Source organism: Cellulomonas sp. P5_C6 (assembly GCF_054049635.1).
In genome coordinates this window covers 1-10,657 of the sequence record NZ_JBFULZ010000140.1, presented here as the reverse complement: position 1 = coordinate 10,657, position 10,657 = coordinate 1, and the positions used below count along the sequence as shown (strand labels likewise).

The 10,657-nt window shown below is 75.2% G+C and carries 10 protein-coding genes; 2 read left to right on the top strand and 8 right to left on the bottom strand.

Annotated features, from left to right (window positions below; genetic code table 11):
- Positions 1-139: 139 nt before the first annotated feature.
- The 6 genes from ahcY to ACXJKG_RS14940 all read right to left on the bottom strand — a co-directional run bounded on the left by ahcY (position 140) and on the right by ACXJKG_RS14940 (position 5,093).
- A complete protein-coding gene (gene ahcY / locus ACXJKG_RS14965) occupies positions 140-1,621 on the bottom strand; it encodes an adenosylhomocysteinase (protein ID WP_456846541.1) in 1,482 nt (493 codons plus the stop codon).
- Between the two features lie 122 nt (positions 1,622-1,743).
- Entirely contained in the window at positions 1,744-2,694 is a 951-nt protein-coding gene (locus ACXJKG_RS14960) for a cation diffusion facilitator family transporter (RefSeq protein ID WP_456846540.1), read from the bottom strand.
- Positions 2,695-2,730: 36 nt separating this feature from the next.
- Positions 2,731-2,934, bottom strand: a complete 204-nt coding sequence (locus ACXJKG_RS14955) for a Trm112 family protein (protein WP_456846539.1) — start codon at positions 2,932-2,934, stop codon at positions 2,731-2,733.
- The gene (locus tag ACXJKG_RS14950) at positions 2,934-4,406 is read right to left on the bottom strand and encodes a phosphomannomutase/phosphoglucomutase (protein WP_456846538.1); all 1,473 of its coding nucleotides are present in this window, start codon (positions 4,404-4,406) and stop codon (positions 2,934-2,936) included. The genes ACXJKG_RS14955 and ACXJKG_RS14950 overlap by 1 nt, the downstream gene beginning before the upstream one ends.
- Positions 4,407-4,450: 44 nt before the next feature.
- Positions 4,451-4,720: a hypothetical protein gene (locus ACXJKG_RS14945; RefSeq protein ID WP_456846537.1), complete on the bottom strand. Its 270-nt coding sequence runs from the start codon at positions 4,718-4,720 to the stop codon at positions 4,451-4,453.
- Position 4,721: 1 nt separating this feature from the next.
- The gene (locus ACXJKG_RS14940) at positions 4,722-5,093 is read right to left on the bottom strand and encodes a DUF3499 domain-containing protein (protein ID WP_456846536.1); all 372 of its coding nucleotides are present in this window, start codon (positions 5,091-5,093) and stop codon (positions 4,722-4,724) included.
- A 75-nt stretch (positions 5,094-5,168) separates the two neighbouring features.
- On the opposite strand from ACXJKG_RS14940, the gene ACXJKG_RS14935 reads away from it, so the two are divergent.
- Both ACXJKG_RS14935 and ACXJKG_RS14930 read left to right on the top strand, forming a co-directional pair.
- Positions 5,169-5,666, top strand: coding sequence for a metallopeptidase family protein (locus ACXJKG_RS14935; RefSeq protein WP_456846535.1), 498 nt, complete (start codon positions 5,169-5,171; stop codon positions 5,664-5,666).
- Between the two features lie 22 nt (positions 5,667-5,688).
- Complete coding sequence (locus tag ACXJKG_RS14930) at positions 5,689-6,561, top strand: glycosyltransferase family 2 protein (protein WP_456846534.1); 873 nt, start codon at positions 5,689-5,691, stop codon at positions 6,559-6,561.
- 28 nt (positions 6,562-6,589) lie between these two features.
- Here the strand turns inward: ACXJKG_RS14930 and ACXJKG_RS14925 are convergent, their stop codons facing one another.
- Both ACXJKG_RS14925 and ACXJKG_RS14920 read right to left on the bottom strand, forming a co-directional pair.
- Positions 6,590-8,224, bottom strand: a complete 1,635-nt coding sequence (locus tag ACXJKG_RS14925; RefSeq protein ID WP_456846533.1) for a DUF5719 family protein — start codon at positions 8,222-8,224, stop codon at positions 6,590-6,592.
- On the bottom strand, positions 8,221-10,657 hold a 2,437-nt coding region (locus ACXJKG_RS14920), incomplete at its 5' end, for a glycosyltransferase family 2 protein (protein ID WP_456846532.1). The genes ACXJKG_RS14920 and ACXJKG_RS14925, both read right to left, overlap by 4 nt.

Sequence of the window (10,657 nt, the reverse complement as noted above, 5' to 3'; positions counted from 1 at the left end):
CCTGCCGGCAGGCGTCAGCCGGGCATTAGCGTGAGACACGAGAGACCTCCGTTGGTCCAAGTGGTTCCTTCAGCAGTCCCACTCGACCCGGAGGTCTCTCGTCACGTCAACAACGGTCTTGGTCAGTACAACTAGGGCGTCAGTACCGGTAGTGCTCCGGCTTGTACGGGCCGGCCACGTCCACGCCCAGGTACTCGGCCTGGGTCTTGGTGAGCTCGGTGAGCCGCACGCCCAGCGCGTCCAGGTGCAGCCGCGCCACCTTCTCGTCGAGCACCTTGGGCAGGCGGTAGACCTCGCGGGCGTAGTCGCCGGGCTTGGTGAACAGCTCGATCTGGCCGATCACCTGGTTGGAGAACGAGTTGCTCATGACGAACGACGGGTGACCGGTCGCGTTGCCGAGGTTGAGCAGGCGCCCCTCGGACAGCACGATGATCGACCGCTCCGCCCCGGACGCATCGGCCGGGAACGTCCACTCGTGCACCTGCGGCTTGATCTCGGTGCGCGTGATGCCCGGGACCGCGGCCAGGCCGGCCATGTCGATCTCGTTGTCGAAGTGCCCGATGTTGCCGACGACGGCCTTGTTCTTCATGCGGGCCATCTGGGCTGCCGAGATGACGTCCTTGTTGCCGGTCGTCGTGATGAAGAAGTCCGCCGAGCCCAGCACGTCGTCGAGCAGGGCCACCTGGTACCCGTCCATCGCCGCCTGCAGCGCGCAGATCGGGTCCACCTCGGACACGATCACGCGGGCACCCTGGCCGCGGAACGCCTCGGCCGCGCCTTTGCCGACGTCGCCGTAGCCCGCGACGAACGCCACCTTGCCGCCCATCAGCACGTCGGTGGCCCGGTTGATGCCGTCGGGCAGCGAGTGCCGGATGCCGTACTTGTTGTCGAACTTCGACTTGGTCACCGAGTCGTTCACGTTGATGGCGGGGAACAGCAGCCCGCCGGCCTCCGCCAGCTGGTASAGSCGGTGCACGCCCGTGGTCGTCTCCTCGGTGACGCCCTTGATGTCCGCGGCGATCGTGGTCCACCGCTGCGGGTCGGCCGCGAGCGAGCGGCGCAGCGTGCCGAGGATGACCAGGTACTCCTCGGAGTAGCCGTCCTCGCCGGGCTGCGGGTCCGCCGGCACCGCGCCCGCGGCCTCGTACTCGACGCCCTTGTGCACCAGCAGGGTCGCGTCGCCGCCGTCGTCGAGGATCATGTTCGGGCCGGTGCCGCCCGGCCACACGAGGATCTGCTCGGTGCACTCCCAGTACTCCTCGAGCGACTCGCCCTTCCACGCGAACACCGGCACGCCGGCGGGCGCGTCGACCGTGCCGCCGGGGCCGACGACGATCGCGGCGGCGGCCTCGTCCTGCGTCGAGAAGATGTTGCAGGACGCCCAGCGGACGTCCGCGCCGAGCGCGACGAGGGTCTCGATCAGCACCGCGGTCTGCACCGTCATGTGCAAGGAGCCGGCGATGCGCGCGCCGGCGAGCGGCTGCGAGGGGCCGAACTCGGCGCGCAGGGCCATGAGCCCCGGCATCTCGTGCTCGGCCAGGCGGATCTGGTGACGGCCGGCCTCGGCGAGGGACAGGTCGCGGACCTTGTACGTACCGGAAAGCTCAGAGAACGTGGACATCTCACTCCTGAGGGGTGCGCGTGCGGTGGGCAGGCGCGAGCGGACGGCGTCGAGCCCGTCGTCGTTCGCGCCGGCGCGACCCCTCTCGGTCTGCGGGCATCACCCACGCCGTCCGGGCCATGCTAGACCTGGGTCGCGCCCGCCACACCGGGTTCGGCGACCGCGCGGCGCAGGTCCGGCTCGAGGTAGATGACGGTCGCGATGGGCACCGCCGCGCGGACCCGGACCTCCGCCGCGTCGATCGCCGCGGCCACGTCGGCAGCGCTCACCGCCGCCGAGACCTCGATCTTGGCGGCCACCAGCAGCTCCTCCGGACCGAGGTGGAGCGTGCGCAGGTGGATCACGGACTCGACGCCCTCGCCGACCAGCGCGGTCTCGATCGCGACGACGTCCTTGGCCGACGCCGACTCGCCGAGCAGCAGCGACTTCGTCTCCAGCGCCAGCACGATCGCGATGAGCACGAGCAGGATCCCGATGCCGGCCGTGCCCAGGGCGTCGAACTTCCCGTTGCCGGTGATCAGGGTCATCCCGACGCCGAACAGCGCCAGGACCAGGCCGATCAGCGCGCCGAAGTCCTCCAGCAGGACCACGGGCAGCTCGGGGGCCTTGGCGGTGCGGATGAACGAGACCCACGACTGGTCGCCGCGGACCTCGTTCGACTCGTGGATGGCCGTGCGGAACGAGAACCCCTCGAGCGCCAGGGCGACCACGAGGACGACGAGCGGCACCCACCACCAGCGCCCCTCGATGGGGTGCGGGTCCTGCCACTTGTGCCACGCCTCGTACAGCGCGAACAGGCCACCGAGCGAGAACAGGATGATCGACACGATGAACGCGTAGACGTACCGCTCACGGCCGTAGCCGAACGGGTGCTCCACGTCGGCGTCCCGACGCGCCCGCTTGCCACCGACCAGCAGCAGCAGCTGGTTGCCGGAGTCCGCCAGCGAGTGCACCGACTCGGCCAGCATCGAGCTCGAGAGCGTGAGCAGGTACGCGATGAACTTGGTCACCGCGATGCCGAGGTTGGCGGCCAGTGCCGCCACGATCGCCTTGTTGCCGCCGTCGTGCGCCACTCGTGCTCCTGGGTTCAGATCGGGGACGAGAGGGGGTCAGCCGCGGCCGACCGGCACGCCCTCGCCGACGAGCAGGACGGGGATGCCGTCGCGGACCGGGTACGCCAGCGGGTTCTCGGGGTCCGTGGAGACGAGCGTCGGCTCGCCGTCCGGGCCGACCCCGTCCACCAGCGTCGCGCCGGTCACCGGGCAGCGCAGGAGCTCGCGCGCCCACGGCTCCAGGGAACGGCCGGAGGTCATCAGGACTCCCCGTCCTGGCGGACCAGCGCGAGCACGTCGTCGCGGACCTTCTCCATGACGTCCTCGTCGGCGGCCTCGACGTTGAGCCGCAGCAGCGGCTCCGTGTTGGACGCGCGCAGGTTGAACCACCACTGCGGCTGGCCGTCCCAGTGCGACACGGTGAGCCCGTCCATCTCGTCGACCGACACCGGTCCCGCGCCCTGCTGGGTCACGTACGCCTCGATGACCCGGTCGCGCGCGGCCGCCACGTCGGCGACCCGGGAGTTGATCTCCCCGCTCGCGGAGTACGGCTGGTACTGCTCGGACAGCGCCGACAGCGGGTGCGGCTGGCCGCCGAGCGCCGCGAGCACGTGCATCGCCGCGAGCATGCCCGTGTCCGCGAAGAAGAAGTCGCGGAAGTAGTAGTGCGCGCTGTGCTCCCCGCCGAAGACCGCGTCGTTCTCGGCCATCTGCGCCTTGATGAACGAGTGACCCACCCGGGTGCGCACGGTCTTCGCGCCCGCCGCGCTCAGCAGGTCCGGGACCACCTGCGACGTGATCAGGTTGTGGATGACTGTCGGCGTGCGGCCCGCGGCCAGCTCGCGCTGCACCTCCCGCAGCCCGACCAGCGCCGTGATCGCGGACGGGCTGACGGGGTCGCCGTGCTCGTCGATGACGAAGCACCGGTCCGCGTCGCCGTCGAAGGCCAGACCCAGGTCGGCGTCGTGCTCGACGACGGCCGCCTGCAGGTCCCGCAGGTTCTCGGGCTCCAGCGGGTTCGCCTCGTGGTTGGGGAACGTGCCGTCCAGCTCGAAGTACAGGGGCACGACGTCGAGCGGCAGGCCGGGCAGACCCGCGCCCGTGCCCAGGACGGCCGGCGCGGTGAACCCGCCCATGCCGTTGCCGGCGTCGACGACGACCTTGAGCGGCCGGATCCCCGACAGGTCCACCAGCGAGCGCAGGAACGAGGCGTACTCGGCGAGCATGTCGCCGTCCTCGACCGTGCCGCGCTGCGCGGCGTCGACCTCGGGGACCGCACCGGCGAGGTAGTCACCGGCGAGCTCCCGCACCGTCGTCAGGCCGCTGTCCTGGCCCACCGGTCGCGCACCCGCCCGGCACAGCTTGATGCCGTTGTACTGCGCGGGGTTGTGGCTGGCGGTGAACATGGCGCCCGGGATGCCCAGCGCGCCCGAGGCGAAGTAGAGGCCGTCCGTCGACGCCAGGCCGATCCGCAGGACGTCGACGCCGCGCACGGCCAGACCGTCGGCGAACGCCGCGACGAGCTCCGGGCCGGAGGGGCGCATGTCGTTGGCGATGACCACCCGCGGGCGGCCGGTGGCTTCGGGGAGGACCACGACGTCCGCGAACGCCGCGCCGATCGCACGGGCGACCGCGGGGTTCAGCTCGTCGGGGACGACACCCCGGACGTCGTAGGCCTTGATGAGGGCAGTCAGATCGACACGGTCGGCTGCAGGGGAGGTCACGCGGGTCATCGTACCCGGGGCTCCCACGCTGCCGAGGTGGGAACCGTCACACGTCAGCCGCCGACGACCTCGTCGCGGGCCAGCGGCGTGCCGTCGCCGTCGAGGGCGAACCAGTTGCGCTGCTCGCACGACGGGCACGACACGAAGACGACCTGACGGCCGTTGGTGAGGGCCATGCGGATGCGGGTCAGGTCCGTCTCGCCGCACTGCAGGCACGCCTCGGAGCCCGGCACGACGGGCCCGGCGGGCTGGCTGATCGACCCCAGCGGCTCCCCCGCGCGCTCGGCACGGGCGCGAGCGGCCTCCCCCTTGCGGCGGGCCACGTCAGCCCTCGCCCCGCAGCACCCGCAGGTGCCCGCGCCGCGGCGCCTCGCTGAGGGCCGCGCCGACCGCCTCGGGCAGCGCTACCTGCTCGGGCTCCGGGCGACGGCCGGCCTCGCGGACCGCGTCGGCCAGGGCGAGCAGGTCGTCCTGGCTGGGCGGGGCTGCGGCGAACTCCGGCGTGAGTCGGACGACCTCCCAGCCGCGCGGCGCGGTCAGACGCTCCGCGTGCTCCACGCACAGGTCGTACGAGTGGGGCTCGGCCTGCTGCGCGAGGGGACCGAGCACGGCGGTCGAGTCGGCGTACACATAGGTCAGGGTGGCCACAGCTGCACGGYCACACGCCGTGCGCGTGCACTGCCTCACGGATCTCACGCGCTGACCGTACCCCCGGGCGCCCACAGCCGTGCCTCCCCACGCCGTCGCCCGGGTGCGATCTACAGTGCAGTGGTGAGCTCCACGCCCCCGCCGCCCGCCCGCCGCACGCCCGGCATCGGCCGCCGCACGCTCGCGCTGCCCACCACGACGGTGGCCCCGGTCCGGCGTCGCGACCGCCGCGGGCGCGGACCCCGAGGGCCCCTGCTGCCCAGCTCCATGCCCGCCTACCGCACCCGCGCCGAGCGGTTCGACGACCTCGTCCTCGACGCCGTCGAGCGCATCGAGCGGACCTGGGCCCGTCAGCTGCAGGGCACCGAGTTCGCCGTCGAGGACGTGCCGCCGTCCAACCCCGCGCCGTGGGAGCGCGGCGGGGTGCCGCTCGGCCGCTACTTCCCCGCCGACGCCGGGCTCCCGGCGCGCATCGTCGTCTACCGCCGCCCGGTCGAGTCGCGCGCGGCCGACTCCCTCGACATGGCGGACCTGGTGCGCGACGTCGTCGTCGAGCAGGTGGCCCACATGCTCGGCCGGTCGCCCGACGACGTGGACCCGCAGTACGGGGATGCTCATTGATTCCCACTACCCTGTCCGGACGATGAGCCCCGCCAGCCCCTCCTCCCCTGCCCCGCCCACCGTCCGAGTCGTCTGCGTCGTCTACCACCCCGGCGACGAGCTGGTGACGTTCGCGCGGACCCTGCGCGCCGCCTCCGTCCAGCCGGCCGAGCTCGTGATCGTCGACAACGGCACCGACCCCACCGTCGCGCGCCAGGTGGCCGACGAGTACGGCGCGCGCCTGATCGCCAGCGGCGACAACCTCGGGTACGGACGCGGCGCCAACCTCGGCGCGCAGGGCGCGCAGACGCCGTGGATCGTCGTCGCCAACTCCGACATCGAGTGGCAGCCGGGGTCGCTGGACCAGCTCGTCGCCGCCGCGGAGGCCCACCCGACCGCCGGGTCCGTCGGTCCCGCGCTGCTGAACACCGACGGCACCGTCTACCCCTCCGCGCGCGAGCTGCCGTCGCTGACGCAGGGCGCCGGGCACGCCGTGTTCGTGCGGCTGTGGCCGGGCAACCCGTGGACCCGCCGCTACCAGGCCCGGCAGCAGAGCACCGGCGGGCAGCGCCCGGCCGGCTGGCTGTCAGGCGCCTGCCTGCTGCTGCGGCGCGAGGCGTTCGAGGCGGTCGGCGGCTTCGACGACGGCTACTTCATGTTCTTCGAGGACGTCGACCTGGGCGAGCGCCTCGGCCGGGCGGGCTGGACCAACCTCTACGTGCCGCAGGTGCAGGTCACGCACGTGGGCGGCACGTCCTGGCGGGCGAAGCCGGCGCCGATGATCTCGGCGCACCACGCCAGCGCGGCCCGGTACGTCGGACGGCGGTACCCGCACTGGTACCAGTGGCCGGTCCGGCAGGCGGCGGCCCTGGGGCTTCGGCTGCGCGAGCGCTCGGAGCTCCGCGCCGCGAGCTGACCGGGGCTTCACTGTCCCGCGTCGCGGGTCAGCGCGTCCCGAGGCGCGGGTCCTCGCGGACGGCCACGTCGGCGGTCGTGCGCGGCACGGGCACCGGGTCCAGCACGGAGACCAGCATGCCGTCGGGCCGGTGGACCTCGGACACCAGGGCCCACGCGACCGCGACGTCCGCGCCGTCGTCGGTGACGAGGTCCACCCCGACCACCCCACCGGGTGCCGGCGCCGGGACCGGCGGGGCCGCCGGGTCGGGCACGACGACGTCCCCGGTGCCGGCGGCGAGCTCGTCGACGCTCCAGGCGCCGGTGGTGCCCGCGCCGAGGCGCACGGTCCGCTCGACGATCACCGCACCGTCGGGTCCGAGCAGGCGCAGGGTCGCGGTCGCGTCGCGGCCGGAGGTCGGGTCCGCGTGCTCCGAGACGGCGCCGATCACCAGGACCCCGCGGGTGCCGGTCGGGACGGCGACGACACCGCTGCGGCCGACGGCGGTGGACGCCGCCCAGCCGCGCTCGGAGCTCGGCACGTCGTCCAGCTCACCGACCGCACCGGGCCGGGTCACGACCGCGGAGGCCAGGACCGGCTGGTCGGCGTCGACGACCACGGTGTAGGCGCCGGCGGGGAGCCCGCCCAGCGTGACGTCGGTGACCTCTCCGGCGGCGAGCGCCACCGAGTCAGCCCCGGGGAGCTCCACCACACCGGCGGGGCCGAGCAGGGTGACGTGGGCGGTGGTCCCCCGCGTACCGGGGGCGAGCAGTCGCAGGGAGGGCGCGGTCGCGTCGCCGACGGCCGACGCCACCACCGACACCCCGGGCACCACCTGCCGCCGCGCGGGCGCTGCGCCCGGGACGACCAGGTCGGTCCCGGCCGGGGTGAAGCCGTCGATGGCCGAGTCCTGGACGTGCACCCCGACGCGGCCGCCGGTGGCGGTCACGTGCACGGCGAGGCGCCGCTGCTCGGCGGCGATCCCGCCCAGCACGACGACGCGCTCGGCCCCGGGGGCGACCAGGTACCGCTCGCCGGTCAGGTCGACCGGCCCGGAGGGGCCCCAGATCTCGATGGTGACCTCGGCCGGCGTGGTGCCGGCGTTGTCCAGGACGAGCTGCGCGGTGCTGGACAGGTCGGTGGCGCCGCCGAGCAGCCAGGCGGCGGCGACGGGCTGCTGGCACGAGGCGGCGGACAGCCCGCGCAGGTCGCCCGCCGTCACCAGCCCCCCGGTGGCCGCGGCGACGCGAGCCGGGGCGGCGCCCGGCTCGGCGCGCACGATCTGCGGACCGGTCACGCCGGCGACGACGGCCGAGTCGCCGCCTGCGGTGAGCGTCGCGGTGGTGCTCGAGCGGTCGAGGGGTCCGACCGTCCCGGCGGCGCTGCCGTCCGAGTCCGGCACGGACGTCACGGCGGTGACCGTGGTGACGGGGTCGACGGGTGTCGGGTCGAACGCGGAGTCGCCGCGGCCCGTGTCGTCGGGCTGGATCAGGGGTCCCGGGCAGACCAGGGTCGACGCCGAGGGGGGCACCGAGACCAGCGCGGGCGGGACGTCGGTGGCCGTGGCGCCCGGCAGCCGCGCGCCGGCGACGACGACCACGGCCGCCAGCCCCAGCACGGCCAGGCCGGACACGGCCCGGGCGGACCGGCCGAGCCAGACCTGCTTGCGCGTCGGCTCGCTCATGTCCGCACCCCCCGGCGACGGCGCACCGGCACCGCGAGCAGCAGGGTGATCAGGGCGACCAGGCCCTGCACGGCGAGCCAGGGCGTGCGGTCCGGGCTGTCGAACCGGACCACCAGGTCGCCGCCGGCAGCGCCGACCGCGAACGTCTGCCGCCACCCGTCGTCGACCGCCCGCAACGGAGCGCCGTCGAGCCACGCGTGCCAGTGCGGGTCGGCGCGCTCGGCCAGCACGAGCAGCCGGTCGCCCTCCCCCGCGGCGACGGGCGTGTCCACGGCGCGGTCGCTCGACGCGACCGGCGCCGCCACGACCGTCGGGTCCGTGACGTCGGCGCCGGCCGGCACCAGCCGGGCCCACGCCGGCACGACGGTCGGCGCGGCCACGCCGGCACCCGGCGCCGTCGCCTGCACCCGCCAGATGGTGCCGGACGCGTTCTCCGTCACGCGCTCGAGMCCGGCGGTCGAGTCGAGCCTGCTGACCAGCTCCTCGCGCTGCGCCGCGGCCACCGCGGGCTCGACGCCGCCGAGGTCGGTGGGCAGCGGCGGGACGAGCACGTCGGCCACGGCGAGCGACGCGAGCTCCCCGGAGACGTCGCCGGTGGCCGCGGTCGCCAGGCGCGCGACGAGGGCGTCGACCTCGCTGGTCGCGGCGTCGTCGGCAGTCGGGTCCGGGGTCAGCAGGTCGCCCCCGACGGTGCGCGTCCAGGCCGCGGCGGCCTGGTCCAGCTGCTGCGGTCCGTCGCCGCGCATCAGCTGCCACGTGGCGGTCGTCGTGTCGCCGGTGGGCTCCAGGCTCACCGCGAGGACCCGCGACGCGAGGTCGGAGCCCTGCGCCTGCTGGCCGACCGCCGGGACGATCACGCGGTCGACGGGGCGCAGCGAGACCGCGTCGCCGCTGCGGGCCTGCCAGGTCCACGTGCCGAGCCAGGCCACGGGGACCGCGACGGCCAGCAGCGTCACGACGGCGACCAGCGCCTGGCGCCAGCCGAACGTGTAGTGCATGAGCCGCTCGCGCAGCCGGTCCGTGCCGATGACGGCCGCGGTCAGCAGCCCGGCGCCGGCGAGCGACGTCGCGGGGCCGGCCCACCCGTGCACGACCACGCCGTCGGCGACCGCGACGGGGACCGCGACGGCCACAGACGCGGCGGCCACACCGAGCGCGGCGACCACCCAGGCACCGCGCACGGCCCGCGCGACCGGTGCGCCGCGCAGCAGCGCGAGGACCGCCAGCGCCAGCACGACCGCGCCCAGCGCGAGCGGCCACGCGGCCGCGACCGCAGTCGGCAGGCCGGCGGGGACGAGCGAGGACGGGTCGGCCGGCACGCCGAGCAGCCGGCTCAGCGGGTCCGAGGCGGTCGACACGGCCGGCATCCCCGGGTCGGCGAACAGGAGCCGCCAGCCCTCGAGCCCGCGGCTTCCCGCCTCGAGGAGCGTGGGCCCGAGCAGCGCGAGAGCGGGGACGGCGACCAGGAGCACCCGGCCGCGCCGGCGCGGCGCGCAGAGCGCCACGACGCACAAGGCCAGGAGCCCCGGCACGAGCAGGCTCGGCGCGCCGGCGACCACCACGGCGAACGCGATCGCGGCCGCCGCGGCCGCGGAGATGGAGCCGGTGGGGTCGGGGGCGCCGACGCGCTCGGCAGGGGCCTCGTCGGCCTCCGGAGCGGGGTCGGCGTCGCCGGAGGTCCGCGGTGTGGGCACCGTCGGCGTGCCGCGGACCGGCGTGGACACCTCGCCCTCGTCGAGCACCTCGTCGTCGTCGCGCTGCGCGGTCGCGAGGCCGGAGAGCACCTGGTCGACGCGCTGCACACCCACGGCGCGCGCCAGCCCGAGCGCGACCCAGGGCAGCGCCACGTGGGCGACGACGGCGCCGAGCCGGCCGCCGCCGAGCCCGAGGAGCAGGGCCGGCGCGCCGGCCCAGACGATCGCGGCCCAGGCGCGCACGCCCACCGAGCGCGTCGCCGCGCCCGCCGCGGCCCAGGCGCCGATGCCCGCGAGCACGACCGAGCCGAGCAGGAGCAGCGCGACGGCGCCGGACGCGGACCCGCCGACCAGGATCGTCGGGACGGCGAGCGCGCTGAGCAGGGCGTCCGCGGGACCCGGACCGCCGAGGCCGTCGGCGACCCAGCCGGACGTCGCGGCCGCCCAGAGGTCACCCAGCCGGGCGGAGACCGGCAGCAGGGCCTCGCCGACGAGCCGCGCGCCGCCGAGGACCGGTGCCACGAGCGGCCCCAGGGCGACCGCGGCCAGCACGACGAGCACGCCGACGACGAGAGCGAGAGTGGCCCGGCGGCGCGTGGCCAGACCGGCCAGCTCCCGCAGCTCGAGCTCGCTCGGCGCCTGGACCACCCGGCGCGCCTCGGCCCGCGCCAGACGACGGTCCCGGGCCTGCGACCAGACGTCGCGCCAGCCGGCCTGCAGGGGCCGCAGCGCGCGGCGC